General features: G+C 66.9%; 15 protein-coding genes and 1 pseudogene. 6 read left to right on the forward strand and 10 right to left on the reverse strand.

The annotated features are described in order from the left end of the window. Positions 1–97 precede the first annotated feature (97 nt). Positions 98–949, reverse strand: a complete 852-nt coding sequence (locus IM784_RS05335; protein WP_199554281.1) for an N-acetylmuramoyl-L-alanine amidase — start codon at positions 947–949, stop codon at positions 98–100. Between the two features lie 142 nt (positions 950–1091). On the opposite strand from IM784_RS05335, the gene IM784_RS05340 reads away from it, so the two are divergent. Genes IM784_RS05340 through IM784_RS05350 form a run of 3 tightly spaced genes read left to right on the forward strand, consistent with a single transcriptional unit; the run spans position 1092 to position 6188 of the window. After that, positions 1092–3158 carry a transglycosylase domain-containing protein gene (locus tag IM784_RS05340; RefSeq protein ID WP_235976584.1) on the forward strand — a complete coding sequence of 689 codons (2067 nt, stop codon included), beginning with the start codon at positions 1092–1094 and terminating at the stop codon, positions 3156–3158. Positions 3159–3210: 52 nt separating this feature from the next. Further along, positions 3211–4485 carry a metal-dependent hydrolase family protein gene (locus tag IM784_RS05345; protein WP_199554282.1) on the forward strand — a complete coding sequence of 425 codons (1275 nt, stop codon included), beginning with the start codon at positions 3211–3213 and terminating at the stop codon, positions 4483–4485. A gap of 56 nt (positions 4486–4541) precedes the next feature. Then, positions 4542–6188, forward strand: coding sequence for an ABC-F family ATP-binding cassette domain-containing protein (locus IM784_RS05350; RefSeq protein WP_235976585.1), 1647 nt, complete (start codon positions 4542–4544; stop codon positions 6186–6188). A gap of 18 nt (positions 6189–6206) precedes the next feature. Here IM784_RS05350 and IM784_RS05355 read toward each other — a convergent pair whose 3' ends face one another. Then, the gene (locus tag IM784_RS05355; protein ID WP_199554283.1) at positions 6207–6983 is read right to left on the reverse strand and encodes a hypothetical protein; all 777 of its coding nucleotides are present in this window, start codon (positions 6981–6983) and stop codon (positions 6207–6209) included. 121 nt (positions 6984–7104) lie between these two features. Further along, entirely contained in the window at positions 7105–9789 is a 2685-nt protein-coding gene (acnA, locus tag IM784_RS05360) for an aconitate hydratase AcnA (RefSeq protein WP_199554284.1), read from the reverse strand. Positions 9790–9932: 143 nt separating this feature from the next. On the opposite strand from acnA, the gene IM784_RS05365 reads away from it, so the two are divergent. Beyond that, on the forward strand, positions 9933–11018 hold the full coding sequence (locus IM784_RS05365) for a GGDEF domain-containing protein (protein ID WP_199554285.1): 1086 nt from the start codon (positions 9933–9935) through the stop codon (positions 11016–11018). A 249-nt stretch (positions 11019–11267) separates the two neighbouring features. Here IM784_RS05365 and metK read toward each other — a convergent pair whose 3' ends face one another. Together metK and lnt are read right to left on the reverse strand one after the other, a co-directional pair. After that, positions 11268–12491, reverse strand: coding sequence for a methionine adenosyltransferase (gene metK, locus IM784_RS05370; protein WP_199554286.1), 1224 nt, complete (start codon positions 12489–12491; stop codon positions 11268–11270). Positions 12492–12560: 69 nt separating this feature from the next. Then, complete coding sequence (gene lnt / locus IM784_RS05375; protein WP_199554287.1) at positions 12561–14123, reverse strand: apolipoprotein N-acyltransferase; 1563 nt, start codon at positions 14121–14123, stop codon at positions 12561–12563. Between the two features lie 61 nt (positions 14124–14184). On the opposite strand from lnt, the gene IM784_RS05380 reads away from it, so the two are divergent. Beyond that, positions 14185–14910, forward strand: a complete 726-nt coding sequence (locus IM784_RS05380) for an RNA methyltransferase (RefSeq protein ID WP_199554288.1) — start codon at positions 14185–14187, stop codon at positions 14908–14910. Between the two features lie 176 nt (positions 14911–15086). On the opposite strand, the gene IM784_RS05385 is transcribed toward IM784_RS05380, so the two are convergent. Together IM784_RS05385 and sciP are read right to left on the reverse strand one after the other, a co-directional pair. Further along, positions 15087–15755, reverse strand: coding sequence for a response regulator transcription factor (locus IM784_RS05385; protein ID WP_328799477.1), 669 nt, complete (start codon positions 15753–15755; stop codon positions 15087–15089). 362 nt (positions 15756–16117) lie between these two features. After that, a pseudogene (gene sciP, locus IM784_RS17055) lies at positions 16118–16408 on the reverse strand (CtrA inhibitor SciP); the annotation flags it as partial. A 397-nt stretch (positions 16409–16805) separates the two neighbouring features. On the opposite strand from sciP, the gene mnmA reads away from it, so the two are divergent. Beyond that, positions 16806–17906, forward strand: a complete 1101-nt coding sequence (gene mnmA, locus IM784_RS05395; protein WP_268920818.1) for a tRNA 2-thiouridine(34) synthase MnmA — start codon at positions 16806–16808, stop codon at positions 17904–17906. Here the strand turns inward: mnmA and IM784_RS05400 are convergent. The 3 genes from IM784_RS05400 to IM784_RS05410 all read right to left on the reverse strand — a co-directional run bounded on the left by IM784_RS05400 (position 17903) and on the right by IM784_RS05410 (position 20656). Then, on the reverse strand, positions 17903–18358 hold the full coding sequence (locus IM784_RS05400) for an acyl-CoA thioesterase (protein ID WP_199554290.1): 456 nt from the start codon (positions 18356–18358) through the stop codon (positions 17903–17905). The two genes, mnmA and IM784_RS05400, sit on opposite strands and share 4 nt — an antisense overlap. Before the next feature lie 31 nt (positions 18359–18389). After that, positions 18390–19703: a cytochrome P450 gene (locus tag IM784_RS05405; protein WP_199554291.1), complete on the reverse strand. Its 1314-nt coding sequence runs from the start codon at positions 19701–19703 to the stop codon at positions 18390–18392. 65 nt (positions 19704–19768) lie between these two features. After that, positions 19769–20656 carry a DMT family transporter gene (locus tag IM784_RS05410; RefSeq protein ID WP_199554292.1) on the reverse strand — a complete coding sequence of 296 codons (888 nt, stop codon included), beginning with the start codon at positions 20654–20656 and terminating at the stop codon, positions 19769–19771. Between the last annotated feature and the right edge of the window lie 12 nt (positions 20657–20668).

Consider the following 20668-nt stretch of genomic DNA (forward strand, 5'->3'; position numbering starts at 1 on the left):
GCACTTTCAAAAAGTCCATCCTGATCTCGGTTGCACTGACAGTTCTGCTGAACGCCGTCCTGTGGATGAGCGGCTGCTCGGTGATCAATCTGCAGCTCTAGGCCGGCTTCAGATAGTCTCCGAAGCACCAGCCTTCGAAGGCGCTGTTGCCGTCGCCTACGCGGACCTTGATCCAGTCGCCGCGCACTTCCAGTTCCAGCACCACCAGCCCGTGCCTGAGCGGGCCGCGATCCAGCTTGTCGAAATTGGTGCCTGGGCCGCCGCGGATGTTGAGCGGTGAGGTGGGAGCATCGACCTTCAGCTTGACGCCGCCGGTGTCGGCCGGGTCGGCGCGGTCGCTGAGCAGGCGGCGCATGCGGGCCATCGGGAAGGCGGGGCCGGGATCGACCTTCAGCTTGCGCACGGTATCGACGTCGCGGTGGCCGACGACTTCGGAGATGGTGGGATAGGCTGCGAGGCAGGCGCGGATGATGTTCTCGACCGCCTTAAGCTGCGCTTCCGGATAGAGCGGCCAGAGCAGGTTTGCCGAGCCGACCCACGGGTCGCGCGCCTCGATCATGCCCGGGAAGGGGGCGAGGCGGCTGGCCGGAACGGGCTTGCGCTCCCAGTTCAGGATCTGCCCGGTGGTGGAGCGGAAATGGTAGCCGGGGTTGACGATCTCGATGCCGATGGACCGGGCGTTCAACTGTCCGCCGCCGCGAAAGACGCCGAAGCCGGCGTGCCAGGCGGTGTCGTTGCAGTTGACCATCTGCGTGACCTTGCCGTCCACTTCGACGACGAAATGGGCGCTGGCCTTGCCGGCAGTGGTGGCAAAGGTGTTGACGGCGGAAGACGCTGTGTAGCCGGCGGTATAGTGCACCACGACGCATTCGCGGCTGCGGTGGCCGCTGTTGATGTTGGGCGAGGGTTTGCGCTCCGCGCCGTCTGCCCAGCCGCCTGAAATCCGCATCTCGCTCTCCCCGTGCTGCCCGCCTCGTGCTTTCGGGGGGCGAGCATTCTCCTGATACTCCTACATGTAAAGTGGTTGCGGCGAAGCGTTGCGCCGGCGCCTTGTGGCAGCCACAATGCAGCGGTACATGCCGCCCCCTCAGATGCACGCCCCGAACCCCAAGCCCAACCACAGGCGGAAACCCCCCCGGCGGAGCTTTTTCGCCCGCTTCATGCTCGGCCTTGTCGGCTGGGGCCTTGCCCTGTCGCTGGTCGGTTTCCTGGGGCTGGCGCTGGCTGTGGCGCTGAGCATGGCCTCGCTGCCGAGCTATCCCGAACTGATGCGCTCGCCGCAGGGGCAATCGGTGGTGATCCGCGCCGCCGACGGGACGGAGCTCGTGACCGTGGGGCCTAGCTATGGCCGCTGGCTGCCCTATGCCGAGATTCCGCCGGAGATGATTGAGGCGATGAAGGCGGTGGAAGACCGCCGCTTCGACTGGCATCCGGGGGTGGACCCCATCGGCATCGCGCGCGCGGTGAAGGTGAATTTCACCGAAGGCGGCAAATCCGAGGGCGCCTCCACCATCACCCAGCAGCTCGCGCGGAACCTGTTCCTTACCTCTACGCAGACCTATGGCCGCAAGGTTCGCGAGGCTGTGCTGGCGTTGGCGATGGAGCGGAAATTCTCCAAAGAACAGATCATGGAGCTGTATCTGAACCGCGTCTATTTCGGCGGCGGGGCTTACGGCATCGATGCGGCCAGCCGGAAATTCTATGGGCATCCCGCCACCCAGCTGACGCTGGAGCAGGCGGCGATCATCGCCGGGCTGGTGAAGGCGCCGAGCCGCTATGCACCGACCGCCGATCCGGAGCGCGCCCGGCAGCGCGCGCGGGTGGTGATCGGGACGATGGAGGATTCGGGTGCCATCACCCCGATCGAGGCGAAGGCAGCGGATGTTTCCAGCGTGCGTTTCGTGGTGGACCAGGATCAGGGCGACGTCCGCTATTTCACCGACTGGGTGCTGACGCAGCTGGAAACGCTGACCGACGAGACGGTGGAGCCGCTGGACGTGACCACCAGCCTGAACCCGCGCCACCAGCAGGCGGCGGAAATCGCCGTGAAGGCGCAGCCGCTGGCGGGGACGCAGGCGGCGATCATCGCCATGCGCAAGGACGGCGCGGTGACGGCAATGGTGGGCGGGCGCGACTATGCCACCAGCATCTATAACCGGGCGGTGACGGCGCGGCGGCAGCCGGGGTCCTCGTGGAAGCTGTTTGATTATCTGGTGGCGCTGGAGAACGGCATGACGCCGGATTCGCCGGTGGTGGACGAGCCCATTCGCATCGGCAACTGGTCGCCGAAGAATTCGAACGGCAGGTTCCTGGGCGCGATGACGATGCGGCAGGCGTTTGCGTTGTCGGTGAACTCTGTCGCCGTGCGGCTGGCGAATCAGTTCGGGTTCGACAGCGTGGCGGCGATGGCGCGGCGCTTTGGCATCACCACGCCGATCTCACAGCAGCCGGCGATGGCGCTGGGCGCTTCGGAAGCGACGCTGATCGAGATGACGGCGGCCTATGCGGCGATTGCCGGCAACGGGGTGGAGGCGCGGCCCTGGGCAATCCAGTCGATCACCACCGCCTCGGGGCGGACGCTGTATAACCGCGAGCCGGATTCGCCGCGCATCCTGGTGGCGCCGTTTGTGGCGCAGCACATGACGAACATGCTGCGCGCGGCGGTGGAGACGGGGACCGGGCGGGCGGCGCAGATCGGCCGGCCGCTGGCGGGGAAGACGGGGACGACGAGTTCGAACAAGGACGGGTTGTTCATCGGCTTTACGCCGGAGCTTGTAGCTGGCGTATGGATGGGCCGCGACGACGCACGGGCGGTTCCGGGCCTTGCCGGCGGGCAGGCGCCGGCGCGGGTGTTTGCTGCCTTCATGAGCCGGGCGCTGACGGGCGTTGCGCCGACTCCGCTGGACGATACCGTGGAAGTGCCGGCATTCGGGACGGAGCCGGATGCCGAGGCCTATGGAATCACACCGGGGGGCGAGCTGTTCAACGACGGCGCCAGTGGCGGGGTGGATCCGGGGCGGCTGGACCCGAGCCTGCAGCCGGATGCGCCCGCGGCAGAGGCCGCACCGCAAAGGCCTGCGCCGGCACCGGCGGCAGAGGCAGCGCCGCTGACCGACCAGTGGCTGGAAAAGGCGACAGCCGAGGCGCCCAAGCAATAACTCGACACGGCATTGACTTGACAGGGCGGCCGCCAAAGCCCGAACCAGCGGCATGCGCATGATCCTTGCTGCGGCGCTGTTCGCCGCTTCGCCCGCCTTTGCCGACGTCACCGTTGTGCAGGCCGACCGCGTTCTCGCCGAGCCGGGGAAAGCGCCGCGCGGTGTCACCTCCATCGTCATCGAGAACGGCAGGATCACCGCCCTGCTGGATGGCCGGCAGGCCCCTGCCGGGGCGAAGGTTATCGATCTTGGCAACCGTTTCGTGCTGCCCGGCCTGATCGACAGCCATGTGCATCTGGACAGCGATGCAGGCGGCGAGGCGGCGTTGGTGGAGGGGCTTACCTCCTCGGCCGGAACTTCGGCGCTGCGGGCGCAGTGGAACGGCATGAAGACGCTGAACGCGGGCTTCACCACGGTTCGCAACCTGGGCGATGGCAGCGGTGCTACGCTGGCGCTGCGCGATGCCGTGGAGGCGGGATGGGTGCAGGGGCCGCGCATCGTCGATGCCGGGCGCTCGATCTCGGTGACATCGGGACATATGGATGCGACCAACAGCCTTGCGGAGGACCTGCACGGCGCGATCAACCAGGAAAACCTGTGCGATGGCGTCGATGCCTGCCGCCATGCAGTGCGGATGCAGGTGCGGCGCGGGGTGGACGTGATCAAGATCGCGACGACCGGCGGCGTGAACAGCCGTATCGGCGCGGGCCTTGGGCAGCAGATGTTCCTGGATGAGGCGAAGGCGGTGGTGGAGACCGCGCATCTGCACGGCAAGAAGGTGGCGGTGCACGCGCATGGAACCGACGGCATCAATTTGGCGCTGGAGGCGGGCGCCGACAGTATCGAGCATGGGACGATGCCGGACGAGAAGACGCTGAAGCTCTTCAAGTCGTCGGGGGCCTATTATGTGCCGACCTTGAGCACCATCAATGGCTACAAGGAGCGGCTGGCCGCCAACCCCAATGCCTATCCGCCGGCTGTGCTGGAAAAGGTGAAATGGCGGCTGGAAGTGACCGGCAAGGCGCTGGAGAAGGCGGTGCCGGCGGGGGTGAAGATCGCCTTCGGCACGGATGCGGGCGTGAGCAAGCATGGGCGAAACGCCGATGAGTTCGAGCTGATGGTGGCGCATGGGATGACGCCGACGACGGCAATTGTCGCAGCGACCACCAATGCCGCCGATCTGCTGGGGGTGAAGGATATCGGCGCGCTGCGGGTGGGGTATCAGGCGGATATCATTGCCGTGGCGGGAGATCCGCTGAGCGATGTGACGGCGCTGAAGAAGGTGGGCTTCGTGATGAAGGGCGGGGCTGTGGTGAAGGGGGAGTAGCCCCGAGCCGAATTCTGTTCGCGCCCGCAGCAAAAATGGGCTAGGCGCGCGCCGATATGTTGAACCTGAACGGAATCACCGTCCGCCTGGGCGGGCGCACCATCCTTGACCGGGCGACGGCAGCGTTGCCGGGGAAGAGCCGCATCGGGCTGATCGGGCGCAACGGCGCCGGGAAATCCACCTTGATGAAGGTGATGATGGGAATCCTGGAGACCGACGAGGGCAAGCTGGAGATGCCGCGCGGGACGCGGATCGGCTATATTGCGCAGGAAGCGCCCGACGGGGCGACTACGCCCATCGAGCTGGTGCTGGCTGCCGACAAGGAGCGGGCGGCGCTGCTCCTGGAGAGCGAGACCTGCGATGACATGGACCGCTTTGGCGAGATCCATGAGCGGCTGATGGCGATCGACGCCTATGCGGCGCCTTCGCGGGCGGCGCGGATTCTTGTCGGGCTTGGCTTTGACGAGGAGATGCAGAACCAGCCGCTGTCGACCTATTCGGGTGGCTGGAAGATGCGGGCGGCGCTGGCGGCGCTGCTGTTTTCCGAACCCGACCTGCTGCTGCTGGACGAGCCTTCGAACCACCTCGACCTTGAAGCGACGATGTGGCTGGAGAATTTCCTGAAGAGCTACCCCGCGATGATGGTGGTGATCAGCCACGAGCGGGATCTGCTGAACAATGTCGTCGACCAGATCCTGCATCTGGAGGGCGGCAAGGTGACGCTCTATACCGGCGGCTACGACAGTTTCGAGACGCAGCGGGCAGAACGGCTGGCGCAGCAGGCTGCGGCCAAGGCAAGCCAGGATGCGCAGCGGGCGAAGCTGCAGGATTATATCGCTAGGAACTCGGCGCGGGCCTCCACCGCGAAGCAGGCGCAATCACGGCAGAAGGCGCTGGCGAGGATGCAGCCGATTGCCGCCGTGGTGGAAGATCCGACGCTGAGCTTCGATTTCCCGAGCCCCGACGAGCTGAAGCCGCCGATGATCACCACCGACGGCGCGGCGGTGGGCTATGAACCGGGGAAGCCGATCCTGAACAGGCTGAACGTGCGGATCGACCCGGACGAGCGGCTCGCGCTGCTGGGGCGGAACGGCAACGGCAAGACGACGCTGGCGCGGATGCTGGCCGGGCAGCTGCTGCCGATGGAAGGCGAACTGCACGCGCCGAGCAAGCTGAAGGTCGGCTATTTCACCCAGTATCAGGTGGAGGAGCTGGACACTGCCGACACGCCGCTGGAGCATATGACGCGGCTGATGCAGGGGGCGTCACCGGGGGCGGTGCGGGCGCAGCTGGGGCGCTTTGGCTTCTCGGGCCCGCGGGCGACGCAGAAGGTCGGCGAGATGTCGGGCGGCGAACGGGCGCGGCTGGCGCTGGCGCTGATCACGCGGGAGGCGCCGCATCTGCTGATCCTGGACGAACCGACCAACCACCTGGATGTCGATACCCGCGAAGCGCTGGTGCAGGCATTGAACGGCTATGGCGGGGCGGTGGTGCTGGTGTCGCACGACCGGCACATGCTGGAGCTGGTGGCGGATCGGCTGCTGCTGGTGGACGGGGGCACGGCGAAGGATTTCACCGGCTCTATCGAGGACTATACCGACCTGATCCTGGGGCGGAAGCCGAAGGGGGCGGAAAAGCCGAAGCAGACGAATGTGCCGCCGCCGAAGCAGCAGGGGAAGAAGCAGAAGGGGGTGCGCTGGTAGGCTGCAGCCGGCCGCGTGTTATCGCGACCGGCGATCCTCCGGCTTTGTGCCGCGATAGATGGTGATCTGCACCCATTCCCCCACCATCGGGTTGCCGCCCTTTTGCGGGGGGCGCACCAGGAATTGCCAGGAGGCGGCGAGAACGGCGCGGCCGTAGCCCGACCCTTGCGGATATTCGGTGACGATCTGGCAGCTGTCGACGCGGAACTTGGCCACCGTCTGGCAGATGATGGTGCCATAGCCCGGCCCCTGCACCGTGGAGAGAAAGCCCGCCAGTTCATCGTCATAGGGTTCGCGGAACCAGCTGGCGGCATAGAGCGGCTCGCCGTTGGGGCCGGAGCCTGCGACGCGCGGGGTATCGGCATACATGCCGGTTTTCGGGCGCAGGTCGGGCGGGCCATAGCTGCGCTTGGGCGGCGCTGGCGGTGCAGGAGGGGCTGGCGGCGGCGTGGTTTCGATGGCGGTGGTATCCTCGACCGGAGGAAGCTCCACGACGGGTTTCTCGACCGGCTTCGGTGGCGCCTTTACCGGTGCGGGCGGTGGCGTTTCGGCGGCCTTGGGGGCTTCGCTGGCCTTGGTTTCCACCGGCTCCCTTGTCGGGGGCTTTTCGTCTGGCGCTACGCTGACGCTGAACATCGCCATCTCGGCGATCTTCTTCTTCACGATGTCGGGTGCCATCGAGAGCAGCAGGGCGATGAAGACGACCTGCACGGCGAGCGTGAAGACGATGCCGCCCGCGCGTCGACGCGTCTCGGGCGATAGCTGCTCAAGCCGGAGCAGGAGGGATTGGGGCAACAAGGATTGGGGCAAGCTCGTCACGCTGTAGTTGTCTGGCCCCTACCAGCTGTTGAATGGGCGGCAGATGAACGGGCTGAAGCCGAGACGGGGGCGCGACGAGCACGCCCCCGCACGTCGATCAGGAAGCCAGCTTCCGCAGCACATAGGGGAGAATTCCCCCGGCGTAGAAGTAATCGACTTCGTTTTCGGTATCGATGCGGCACAGCGTTTCGAAGCTGCCGGTGGTGCCGTCGGGGCGGGTGAAGGCCACCGTCAGCGATTGGCGGGGCTTCAGCGCCTGCAGGTTGGCGAGGGTGAAGGACTCGTCGCCCTTCAGGCCGAGGGATTCTGCGCTTTGTCCGTCGACGAACTGCAGCGCCAGCACGCCCATGCCGATCAGGTTCGAGCGGTGGATGCGCTCGAAGCTTTCGGCGATGACGGCGCGGACGCCGAGCAGGTTGGTGCCCTTGGCCGCCCAGTCGCGGCTGGAGCCTGTACCATATTCCTTGCCGGCGAGGATCACCAGCGGCGTCCCCGACGCCTTGTAGAGCATGGCGGCATCGTAGATCGGCATCACTTCGCCGGTGGGCAGGTAGGTGGTGACGCCGCCTTCGGTGCCGGGGGCAAGGCGGTTGCGGATGCGGATGTTGGCGAAGGTGCCGCGCATCATCACTTCATGGTTGCCGCGGCGGGCACCATAGCTGTTGAATTCGGCGCGGGGCACCTGACGATCCAGCAGATACTTGCCGCCGGGGCTGTCAGCCTTGATCGAGCCGGCAGGCGAGATGTGATCGGTGGTGATCGAATCGCCCAGCGAGGCGAGGGCGCGGGCGTTCACGATGTCGCTGACCGGGGCCGGCGTCATCGTCATGCCCTCGAAATAGGGCGGGTTCTGCACATAGGTGCTGCTGGGGTTCCACTTGTAGGTGTCGCCGCCGGTCAGGCGGATGGCCTGCCAGTGGTTGTCGCCCTTGAACACGTCGGCATAGCGGGCGCGGAACATCGAGGGGGTCACCGCCGACTGCACCATCGCGGCGACTTCGGCGTTGGTGGGCCAGACGTCCCGCAGGAAGACGTCGCGGCCGTCGGTGCCCTGGCCCAGCGGCGTTTCGGTGATGTCGGAGCGGATGGTGCCGGCCAGCGCATAGGCGACGACCAGCGGCGGCGAGGCGAGATAGTTCGCCTTCACGTCGGGAGAGACGCGGCCCTCGAAGTTGCGGTTGCCCGAGAGTACGGAGACGGCGACGAGATCGTTCGCGTTGATCGCCTCTGAAATCGGCTCGGGCAGGGGGCCGGAGTTGCCGATGCAGGTGGTGCAGCCATAGCCGACGAGGTTGAAGCCGATGGCGTCCATGTCCGCCGTCAGGCCGGCCTTGTCGAAATAGTCGGTGACGACCTGGCTGCCCGGCGCGAAGCTGGTCTTTACCCAGGGCTTCGGCTTCAGGCCCAGCGTGTTCGCCTTGCGGGCGACGAGGCCGGCGGCGACCAGCACGTTGGGGTTCGAGGTGTTGGTGCAGGACGTGATGGCGGCGATGACGACATCGCCGTGGCCCAGATCGTGCGGGGCGTTGGCAACGGCGACGCGCTCGTTCGGAGCGGCTGCCTTGCCGTAGCCGCCCAGCAGTTCGGCTTCGAAGGCTTCGTCGGCCTGATCGAGCAGCACGCGGTCTTGCGGGCGGCGCGGGCCTGCAAGCGAGGGCATGACGGCGCCGAGATCCAGCTCCAGCGTGTCGGTGAAGACGGGATCGGGGGTGGAGGCATCGCGCCACATGCCCTGCGCGCGGGCATAGGCTTCCACCAGGGCGATGCGGTGATCTTCGCGGCCGGTGAGGCGGAGATAGGCGATGGTGGCGTCGTCCACCGGGAAGAAGCCGCAGGTGGCACCATATTCCGGCGCCATGTTGGCGATGGTGGCGCGGTCGGCGAGCGACAGGGCATCGAGGCCGGGGCCATAGAATTCGACGAAGCGGCCGACGACGCCCTTCTTGCGCAGCATCTGGGTGACGGTGAGCACGAGGTCGGTGGCGGTGACGCCCTCCGGCAGGGTGCCGAACAGCTTGAAGCCGACGACTTCGGGGATGAGCATCGAAACCGGCTGGCCGAGCATCGCGGCCTCCGCCTCGATGCCGCCGACGCCCCAGCCGAGCACGCCGAGGCCGTTCACCATCGTGGTGTGGCTGTCGGTGCCGACGAGGGTGTCGGGGTAGGCGATCATCTTGCCGTCTTCGGCCTGGCTGACCCAGACGGTCTGCGCCAGATATTCGAGGTTCACCTGGTGGCAGATGCCGGTGCCGGGCGGGACGACGCGGAAGTTGCGGAGCGCCGAGGAACCCCAGCGCAGGAATTCGTAGCGCTCGATGTTGCGGGCATATTCGAGTTCGACGTTCTGCTCGAAGGCTTTCGGTGTGCCGAATTCATCGACCATCACCGAGTGATCGATGACGAGATCGACGGGGACGAGCGGGTTGATCTTTTGCGGGTCACCGCCGAGCTTGGTCATCGCGTCGCGCATGGCGGCGAGATCGACGACGCAGGGGACGCCGGTGAAATCCTGCATCAGCACGCGCGCGGGGCGATACTGGATCTCATGGTCGGACTTGCGGGTTTTTGCCCAGCCGGCGATGGCGCCGACATCAGCGACCTTGACCGTGAAGCCATCCTCGAATCGCAGCAGATTCTCGAACAGCACCTTCATCGAGAAGGGCAGGCGCGAGACGTCGCCGAAATGGGCGCCGGCCGCCTCCAGGCTGTAGTAATCATAGCTTTTGCCGTCGACGGTGAGCGTGCGGCGAGTGGAAAGCGTGTCTTGCCCGATGGCAGTCATGGGAGGGCGTCCTTCATGTCGATGCTGCGATGCGGGATGCTCCTAGAACGACCGCTCCCCAGCGGCAAGCATGGCTTAAGGAGTGGCAGCCATCCGCCGTATCAAGGCGCAGGAAAGCCACAGCGGCAGAAAGGCAGCAGGGGATGCAACAGACAGGACAGCTTGTCGCCGAACGGGCGGCGGGCGTCGAAGGCGATATGGGGCCGCTGGGGCACCCCCGGCTGCACCTGTTCGACGAGGTGCGGCCGCTGTTCGCTTCCACCGGGTTGCCGCCGGAGCCCGACAACTACGAGCTGCTGTATCTGCATGTGAGCGGCGCTGACCCCACATTGTCGCGCGAGGTGGAGCGGGCGCTGGCGGCAGGCGAGCTGGGACCGATACAGGTGCAGGCGCTGCGCAAGGCGCATCTGGGCGACATCGCCGCCGCCGAACTGCAGCTGCTGGTGGAGGCCGCACAGGGAAGCGCGCAGGCGCTTGCCGGGCGGCTGCGGGCAGGCGCGGACGATCTGCGCGCCTATGACGATGCGATTTCCCGCGGTGACGCCGAACTGGCGGCGCAGCGCTCGGCGCAGGAGCTGGCCGAGCTGGTGCAGCGACTTAGGCGAGCGAATGCGTTGATGATGGCGTCGAACCGGCGGCTGGAGGCGGATATTTCCTCGGCCTCGCTGGAAACGGCGAAGCTGCTGGACCGGCTGGAGGCGGCCGAGCGCAGCGCACGGGCCGACCCGCTGACCGGATTGCTGAACCGGCGCGGGCTGGACGATGCCCTGCAACGGGCGTTGAAAACGGCGCTGGCCGACGGCGAACCGCTGACCGTGGCGATGGTGGACATCGACCATTTCAAGCGGGTCAATGACCAGTGGGGACATGCCATCGGCGACGAAGTGCTGCGCTGCGTGGCGACGCATCTTTCCACCCACGCCCGGCGGCTTGCCGGCGAGGCCGGATTCGCCGCACGGCATGGCGGCGAGGAATTCCTGGTGGCGCTGCCGGGCCTGGGGCTGCGCGAAGCCTGCGCCGCCATCGACAACGCTCGCGCCGTGCTGGCCCGACAAGTGCTGCGCCGCGCCGACGACGGGGCAAGCCTGGGCCGGGTGAGCTTTTCCGCCGGCGTGGCGCTGCTGCGCGCGGGCGATACGGTGGAGGCGATTATCGATCGGGCCGATTCGGCGCTGTATGCGGCTAAGCGCGCCGGGCGGGATCGGGTTTTGCCTGAACGGCGGGTTTGACCGTTGAGGGCGGGTGAAAGCAGGGGCTCTGCCCCTGCACCCCGGAAGGGGTTTTGACCCCTTCACCCCTTTAGTTTTTTAGTTTGACTTGGGTTCAAATCTCATGGGTGGTGCGGCGGTATTGATTGCGCCTTCGGCGCGAGCGGACCCGCGCCGAAGGCGCAATAAACCACCGTCGCGCGCGCTGAGCTTGCCGACAGAGTTCCAACCTTGAGGGCGCAGGGGGCAGAGCTCTTGGCCGCCGGAGGCTTAAAGCGCCGCCTTCAGCGCCTCCACCAGATCCGTCTTTTCCCAGCTGAAGCCGCCGTCGGCGTCCGGCGTGCGACCGAAATGGCCGTAGGCGGCAGTGCGTTGGTAGATCGGGCGGTTGAGGCCGAGGTGGGTGCGGATGCCTTTGGGGGTGAGGCGGACAAGGCGGGGGAGGATTTCCTCCAGCCGGCTTTCCTCGACATTGCCGGTGTGGTGCAGATCGACATAGACCGAGAGCGGTTCGGCGACGCCGATGGCGTAGCTGAGCTGGATGGTGCAGCGGCGGGCGAGGCCGGCGGCGACCACATTCTTGGCGAGGTAGCGGGTGATATAGGCGGCCGAGCGGTCAACCTTGGTCGGATCCTTGCCGGAGAAGGCGCCGCCGCCGTGCGGGGAGGCGCCGCCGTAGGTGTCGACGATGATCTTGCGTCCGGTGACGCCGGCGTCGCCATCGGGGCCGCCGATTTCGAAGCGGCCGGTGGGGTTCACGTGGATCACCGTTTCGGGCGTCACGAAACCCTTGGGCAGGATGTCGGTGAAGACGCCGGTCACATAGTCGCGCAGCTGGGCGTAGAGCTTGGGGTCGCCTTCGTTGTTGTGGAAATAATAGCCCGGCGCGTGCTGGGTGGAGACGACGAGGGCGGTGGCGCGGACCGGCACTTCATTCTCGTAGGCGAGGGTCACCTGGCTCTTGGCGTCGGGCTCGAGAAAGGGGGCGCGGCCGGCATGGCGGTCTTCGGCCATGCGCTTCAGGATCTTGTGCGAATAGTCGAGCGTGGCCGGCATCAGATCGGGCGTTTCGTCGGTGGCGTAGCCGAACATGATGCCCTGGTCGCCGGCGCCTTCGTCCTTGTTGCCGCTTTCGTCGACGCCCTGGGCGATATGGGCCGACTGCGGGTGCAGGTGGTTTTCAAAGACCAGGTTCTGCCAGTGGAAGCCGTCCTGCTCGTAGCCGATGGTCTTTACGGTTTCGCGGACGGCGGCCTGGATTTCCTCCTGTGCGCCCGGGGCCCAATTGCCTTCGCGGTCGATCATGCCCTTGCCCCGGACTTCGCCGGCCAGCACCACGCGGTTGGTTGTCGTCAGCGTTTCGCAGGCGACGCGGGCTTCGGGATCTTTTGCCAGGAACAGATCGACGACGGTGTCGGAAATCTGGTCGGCGACCTTGTCAGGATGACCTTCGGAAACCGATTCAGAGGTGAAGATGAAGCTGCTGCGGGCCATGAACACTCCTTGGAAGGGTGGCACGGCTAGACCCATCGGGCGCCTTTGGCAAGACACATAAAGAAATGCTTATGTCTTTCTGCGAGCAATCCAAGCGCCCAGCGCGAGGAGCAGGAGGGCGAACAGGCCGGGTGCGGCGAGGCCAAGCTGTGCAAAGGGAGTGGCGGCGAGCGGGGCCGGAGCGCGGACGCGCAGGGTGGCGGGTTGATGGCGGGCGGTTGTTTCCAGCAGCTCGCCGCGCGGGCCGATCACGCCGGATATGCCGGTGGGGGTTACGCGGACAACGGGCAGGCCTTCCTCGATGGCGCGGAGGCGGGCCTGCGCGTGGTGCTGCGGCGGACCGGATGCGCCGAACCAGGCGTCGTTGGAGACGGTCAGGATCATCTCCGGCCGGTCGCCATGGTCGACGATGGCGCCGGGGAAGATGATTTCGTAGCAGATGTTGGGAGCGATCGCCGGAAGGCCGGGCAGGTGCCAGGTGACGGGGCCGGGACCGGGCCAGAAATCGAGATCGCCGGGCACGAGGCGGGAGAGGCCGAGCGGCTCGGCGAGCCAGCGGAGGGGGAGGTATTCGCCGCCGGGGACGAGGTGCGCCTTGTCGTAGCGGGCGAGGATCTTGCCGGTGGAGTCCAGCGCGTAGAGGCTGTTGCGGGCGCCTTGCAGCTCGCCGTTTGCGGCGCGCTCCACCGCCACGCCTCCGGTGAGGAGCAGGGTGCCGGGAGCGAAGCCTTCGACCAGCAGGGCGCGCAGCTGCGGGTCTTCCTCCAGCGGGAACTCGACCGTTGCTTCGGGCCAGATGACGGCGGCAGGCGGGGCGCCGGTGGCGAGCGCGGCACGGGTCTGGCGGACGGCGTCCTCTACGCTGCGCTGCAGACCGCCTTCGACATGCTTGTCGGAAATCTCGGTGCCGGGTTGCACCAGCAGAAGTTCCGGGCCGGTTGCGGCGGGAAGCGGCTTCTGGATGCGCGGCACGGCGATGCCGATCAGCAGCAGCAGCGGGAAGACGAGGACGAGGCCGAGCCGCCCCGGTTCGCCGCGGGCACCCAGAAGCGCGGCGAGGCTGCCTCCGGCGAGGATGGCGAGTGCAGAAAGCCCATTGGCGCCGATCAGCGCCGCCAGCTGCGCGACGCCCGAAAGCTGCAGCCAGCCGGCGCCGAGCGGATTCCAGGCGAAGCCGCTGAAGAGGGCGCCGCGGAGGATTTCGGTGAGCAGGAAGAGGGCGGCGAAATAGAGCGTGAGCGGGACGAGGCGGGTGCTGAGGCGGCGGGCGGCGAGTGCGGCAAAGGCCGGGTAGAGGGCGAGGAACAGCGACAGGCCGGCAACGGCGACCCAGCCCAGCCAGACCGGCATCTGCGACTGATAGGTGAAGGCGGTGGCAATCCAGGTGAGGCCGACGAGGAAGTTGCCGAAGCCGAAGGCGAGGCCGAGCCCGAAGGCGATGCGGGTGCTGCGCGCGGCGAGGAGGAGCAGCAGGAGAGCGCTGCCGAGCACCGGGCCAGCGATGCTGCCGACCGGCTCGAAGCCCAGGGCCGAGAGCAGGCCGGCTGCGAAGGCGAGCGCCAGCGCTGCCCAGCCGGGGAGATTTGCGAGGGTCGCCTTGAGCGGCGCAAGCGGTTCGGCCGGAGCGTTCATGGCCGGGGCATAGCGGTGCGCGGACTCGACGGGAAGCGCGCAATCGGCGACAGGCGGCGGCATGACATCCCCCGCCATGATATTGGTGCGCCCGCAGCTGGGCATGAACATCGGCATGGCCGCGCGTGCGATGGGCAATTTCGCCCTTTCCGACCTGCGGCTGGTCTCCCCCCGCGACGGCTGGCCCAATCCGGATGCCGGGCCGCCGGCATCGGGCGCTGATCATGTGCTGGAGGCGGCGACCGTGCACGAGAGCGTGGCGGACGCGCTGCACGACTGCGAGCTGACCTTTGCGACGACGGTGCGGCCGCGCGACATGCCGAAGCCGGTGGTGACGCCGAAGGAAGCCGCGTTGATGATCCGCGAGGCGGCGGCGAAGGGCATGCGATCCGGCATCTTGTTCGGGCCGGAGCGTTCGGGGCTGACGGCCGACGATCTGGCGCCGGTTTCCACCATCATCACCTGCCCGGTGAACCCCGGCTTTGGTTCCCTGAACCTGGCGCAGGCGGTGCTGCTGACGGGGTATGAATGGTTTCAGGCGGCAGCGCCGGAGCGGGCGCCGCCGCCGGAGCATATGCCGGCGCCGCATGGCGAGGTGGCCGGGCTGATCGAGCATCTGAATGCGGCGCTGGAGGAGGCCGGATATTTCCATATCCCGGATCGGACGCCGGCGACCCAGCGCATGCTGGCGCAGATGCTGACCCGGCCGGGTTTCAGCATGGAGGAAGTACGGACGCTGCGCGGGATCATCCGCGCGCTGGCCGAGGTGCGGCGCCGGCGCATCTGAAGGTGCGGAAGCACCGGGCCTGAGGCGCGTTTCGGCAGCTCAGGCCCGGCGAAGTTACCATCCAACCCTGAATGGCAAACTGGTGTGTTGCCTGTTTGGCCGTTGGACGGGCTTCCGACCGTCCCGACCTTTCGGCAAGTCCGGGAACTAGCGCCTCGCGCTGATCCCGGCCGCCTTCAGGCGTCGTTGGCGATCGTGTAGCCGCGGCCCCAGACCGTCTCGATCAGCGGCTCGGCGCCGGCTTCGGAGAGCTTGCGGCGGAGCTTGCAGATGAAGACGTCGATGATCTTCATCTCCGGCTCGTCGCGGCCGCCATAGAGGTGGGCGAGGAACATTTCCTTGGTCACCGTCATCCCGCGCCGGGTGGCGAGGAATTCGAGGCAGGCGTATTCCTTGCCGGTCAGCGCAACGGTCACGCCGTTTACGGAGGCGCGGTGCGCCACCAGGTCCAGCGTGAGCCTGCCCAGCTGCAGTTCCTGCGGGGCGGCCGAGCGGGCGCGGCGCAGCACGGCGTGGATGCGGGCAATCAGCTCGTCGCGGTTGAAGGGCTTGGTGACGAAGTCGTCGGCGCCGCCCATGAAATTCTCGATCTTCGCTTCGACGTCGGATTCACCCGAAAGGATGATGACCGGCGTGTCGGGGCGCATCTGGTGCAGCTGTTGCAGCACCTGCCCGCCTGACATGTCGGGGAGCGACAGATCCAGCACCACCACGTCGAAGCGATAGGCGCGGGCGAGATCCAGCGCGTCTTCGCCGAAGGCGGTGACGTAGACGGTGAAGCCCGACAGCTCCAGCGTGCGCGACAGCGCGTCCGACAGCAGCCGGTCGTCCTCTACCAGCAGCAGGCGGGTGGTGCGGCCGGGGGCAGCGAAGCGGGCGCGGCTGGCGGTGGGGCGGTCTGCGCCCAGGCTGGCGCCCAGAACCACCTCGTCCGAGGTCAGCGTGTCGCCGCCAAGGCTGCCGTTCACGCGGATGCCGCCGATTTCGTTGCGCGGGTCGCTCGAAGTGCCTGGCTTGGGGATACTCATCATGAATGTGTCCTATGCTTGTACAAGTCGGCGCCCGTTTCCGGTGCCGGGTCGCCAGATCCGAAGACCTCCGATCAAATCCCGCCCGATCAGATACCGAAGGAACGGCAGAGGTCGGTGCGGCCCATGTCTGCGTTGGTGAGGCGGGCGCGCTCCGTCTCGCGTGGCTTCACCGGATAATCGCGGTAGAGCTGGATGCGCGTGACGCGCAGACCGGGGATGCCGGCGCGGTCGATCGATTCCTGCCACAGCTCCAGCTCTTCCGGCGAAAGACGATAGCGGGCGCAGGCCTCGGCAGAGGTCAGCAGCCCACCGCGGATGGCGGCGATCACTTCGGCCTTGCGGCGAACGACCCAGCGGCGGGTATCCGGCGGCGGCAGCGTGGCCATGGTGACCGGCTGGCCCATCGGGCCGGGAACGGAGGTGGGGCGGACGACATCGCTGCGGGCGCCATCGGCGCTGTGCGACACCGGTTGCGACCGGCTGGTGTCTTCGATCGGTCGCCTGCTGGCGGCCTCTTGCTTCAACATAGTTTTGACCCTTGCTCTTCCGACAAAGCAGTTACGAATACGCTCTACACTTCGACGAAAGCGGTCAGGCTTCTCGGGCCTGGCGGCTCTTGCGCTTTCGCCGGGCTGGCCCCATTTCGGGGGCCAATCCGGTGACAGCCGGGAGCTGCATCCGTTTCCGTCTCACCGGGCGTTGCGTGCCTCTCCTTGCAACGGCCGATCTCCGGCTGCCTTGAGACCGCCGGTAAGCCTTGGTAGCGGAAACCTGAGCAAAGTGGTGCAAAGCATTGTTAACGGAATCCTGGAGATCGACCCCGTAAACGGGGACGGTGGCTCTGCGTCTGCGTTGCAACAGGCTTTGGCGCTGGCCTCGTCGCGCTTGCCTGCGCCCGGCTCGCGGGTGGTTGTGGCGATGTCGGGGGGTGTCGATTCCAGCGTCGTCGCGGCGCTGGCGCATGCCCATGGCTGCGAAACTATCGGTGTAACTCTAAGGCTTTCCGACAGTGACGCTGCCCCTTCGCGCGCGGGGGCCTGCTGTGCGGGGTCCGATATTGCCGATGCCCGCGCTGTCGCCGACGCTCGCGGCTTTGCCCATTATGTGCTGGACTATGTCAGCGCCTTCCGGTCGGAGGTGATGGACGCCTTTGCCGATTCCTATCTGGCGGGGCGGACCCCGGTGCCCTGCATCAGTTGCAACCAGACCGTGAAGTTTCGTGACTTGCTGGGGGTGGCCGAAGAATTGGGGGCCGAAGCGCTGCTGACCGGCCATTATGTGCAGAGGATCGACGGCGAATCGGGGCCGGAACTGCATCGGGCGAAAGATCCGGCAAAGGATCAGAGCTATTTCCTGTTTGCGACGACGGGGCCGCAGCTGGGGCGGCTGGGCTTTCCGCTGGGCGGGCTGGACAAGCCGACGGTGCGGCTGCTGGCGGAGCATTTCGGCCTGCGCGTGGCGAACAAGCCGGACAGCCAGGATATCTGTTTCGTGCCGAACGGCGATTATCGCGCCGTGGTGCTGAAGCTGCGACCCGAGGCGGATGCGCCGGGCGACATCGTCGATCTGCAGGGCCGGGTGCTGGGCCGCCATGCCGGGCTGGTGGGCTTCACCGTGGGCCAGCGGCGCGGCATCGACGTGGGAGGTCAGGCCGAGCCGCTATATGTGGTTCGGCTGGAGCCCGAGGCGAACCGGCTGGTGGTCGGGCCTCGCGCCGCGCTCGCCGTTTCCACCGTTGAGCTGGACGGGCTGAACTGGCTGGCCGGCGAGATTCCGGCGGACGGACTGGATGTGGAAGTGAAGCTGCGCTCGATGGCGCCGCTGGCAGCTGCGCGGCTGTTTGGCGGGGAAAAGCCGCGGCTGGAGCTGGCCCAGCCGCAATTCGGGGTTTCGCCCGGGCAGGCGGCGGTCTGCTATGCGGGCAGCCGTACGCTGGGTGGCGGGTTCATCTCTGCCGCCAGCTAGGGCCGGCGCAGGCTTTCCAGTTCGGTTCGGAGGGCGTCCGGGATGGCATCGGGGCGGCGGTCTTCTCCCAGGTTCACCATCACGCTTTCCGCCAGCGCGAAGGCCTTTCCGTGCTGGAACAGGCCCATCGCCAGCCGGTAGCTGCTGCGGCCGACGCCGAGGATGGCGAAGGCCCCCTCGACCGGTTCGGGATATTCGCCTTCGGCCAGATAGTCGATGGAGAGGTGGGCGATCATCACCTGCGCCGCCCGGCGGTGGCCGTGTTCGGCCCCGCGCGTGCGCGCGTGCAGGGCACTGAGGCTTCGCACGCGCACTTCCTCGAACAGCCGGGCGATTGCCGTGTTGTTGAGGTGGGCGTTGGTATCCATATCGCCATAACGGGTCTGCAGGGTCAGCCGGCTGGCGTAGGCGGCCGCCTGCAGCCGCCAGACGGCCTCCTTCATCCCCGCCATTTTCATCCCTGCCACCTTGGTCTCCGCAACGTCAGGCCCATTTCACCCTTACCGGCAGGGTTTTCAGGCCGTTGACGAAATTGCCGACCGACAGTTTCGGTTCGCCGGCCACTTCCAGCGAGGCGATCTGCGGCAGCAGTTCCTCGAACAGGATCTTCAGTTCCAGTCGGGCGAGGTGCATGCCGAGGCAGAGGTGGACGCCGTGGCCGAAGGAGACGTGCGGGTTGGGGTTGCGGTCGGCGATGAACTCGTTGGGGTTTTCGAACACCAGCTCGTCGCGGTTGCCCGACAGGTAGAACAGGCAGAGGCCGTCGCCCTTGCGGATCTGTTTGCCGCCCAGTTCGGTGTCTTCGGTGGCGGTGCGCATGAAATGCTTGACTGGCGTGGTCCAGCGGATGGCTTCCTCCACGAACAGCGGGATCAGCGACGGGTCTGCCTGCAGCTTTGCCAGTTCCGCCGGGCGGCGGGCGAGTTCCAGGAAGCCGCCGGCGGCCGAACTGCTGGTGGTGTCGTGGCCCGCCGTGGCGGTGATGACATAATAGCTGAGCGCTTCCCGCTCGGGGATGGGCTGGCCGTCGATCAGGCCGTTGGCGATGACGGTTGCCACATCGTCGCGCGGGTTGGCGCGGCGATCGGCAATCACCTTGCCGAAATACTGGAAGAAGGTCTGCGCCAGCGCCAGCAGGTCTACCTGCGGGTCGCCGGAGCTGCCCCAGAGGTTGTTGCCCGCGGTGATGCGCTGCGAGCGGGCGATGACGTCGGGATCGAGGGCGCCGAAGGTTTCCTGCGTCAGCTTCAGCATCAGCGGCTCGTCCTCGCGCGGGACACCGAGGATCTCCATGATGACGCGCAGCGGGTAGAAGAGGGCGACTTCGTTGACGAAGTCCATCGTCTCGCCCTTGTTGCGCATCATGTCGATATGTTCGCGGGCGATTTCGCGGACCTTGGGCTCCAGATTCTTCTTCACCGTGCCCGGCTGGAACCAGCTGTGGGTGATCTGGCGGAGCTTGCGGTGATCCGGATCGTCGAGATCGACAAGCGTGCGGAACAGGTGGCTGTCGCCCGTCATCGAGCGGACCCAGTTTTCGCCCTCTATGGGCGAGAGATAGGTGCGCTCGCGGTTGATGAAGAGGGTGTTGGACTTTGAAACCGCGGTGATCTCCGCGTGGCTGGTGATGGCCCAGAAGGGACGGTAGCCCTTGGGTTCGGTCCAGTGCACGGGATCGGTGGCGCGCAGCGTGGCATAGTCTGCCAGCAACGTGCCCGGCTCTGTGTAGACGTGCGGATTGACGATGCGGTCGTCGAGCGTGTCGGTGGACCAGCCCGGAAATGTTTCTGCGTTCATATTCTAGCCTCCAAAGCGTTGGGCGTACTTTGGCAACGCCCGACGTCCCGGCCAAGCTGTCAGTATCAGGCGGCTGGGGAGGTGGGCGTGGCAACGGTGGCGCGGCGGGCCTGCCAGATGCAGGCGGCTGCGATGACGGCGGCGCCGGCCCATGTGCGCATCGCGACCGGCTCGGCGAAGAACAGCCAGCCAAAGAGCGCGGCCCAGACCAGCGCGGTATATTCGAACGGGGCCAGCAGCTGCGCTTCGGCGCGGGCATAGGCGCGGGCGATGAACTGGAGCGCAATGGCACCGAACAGCCCGGCCAGCAGAACCCAGAGCCAGTCCTGTCCGCGCGGCAGGATCTGGCCGACAGGCACGAAGGCGAAGAGGAACGGCAGCAGCACCAGCATCGGGATGGCGGCGCCCAGCAGGCTGACGACGGCGGGACCGTCCCTGTAGGCGCGCATCCGCATCAGCACGACGGAAAGCGCATAGGTAGCGGCCGACACCAGCACGGCGGCGACGCCGACCAGCTGCGAGGAAGTCCAGGCCTCTGCATCGAAGCCGACGGCGATGATGACGCCGACGAAGCCGGCGGCGCCTGCCAGCAGGCTTCCACCCTGCATGCGTTCGCCCAGGAGCAGGCTGGCGAGCGGCGGCACCAGCAGCGGCGCGATGAAGGCGATGGTGACCGCCTGCGCCAGCGGCATCTGCCCCAGCGACCAGAAGAAGAGGAAGGCAGAGCCGGCGATGACGCAGCCGCGCAGGGCGTGAACGGGCAGCATTTCACGGGTGATGCGGGGGCGGCCGGCCTGCACCCAGAATCCCAGCGTGAAGAGAATCGCCATCACATAGCGCCAGAAGGTCGCCATCAGCGCCGGGTTGCCCAGCACCAGATGCTTCATCACGGCGTCCATCGCGCAGAAGACGGCGATGCCGATGGCATAGAGCAGGAACGGTCCGGCGCGCATGTCGCGGTGAAT

Source organism: Sandaracinobacteroides hominis (assembly GCF_016464365.1).
Lineage (GTDB): Bacteria > Pseudomonadota > Alphaproteobacteria > Sphingomonadales > Sphingomonadaceae > Sandaracinobacteroides > Sandaracinobacteroides hominis.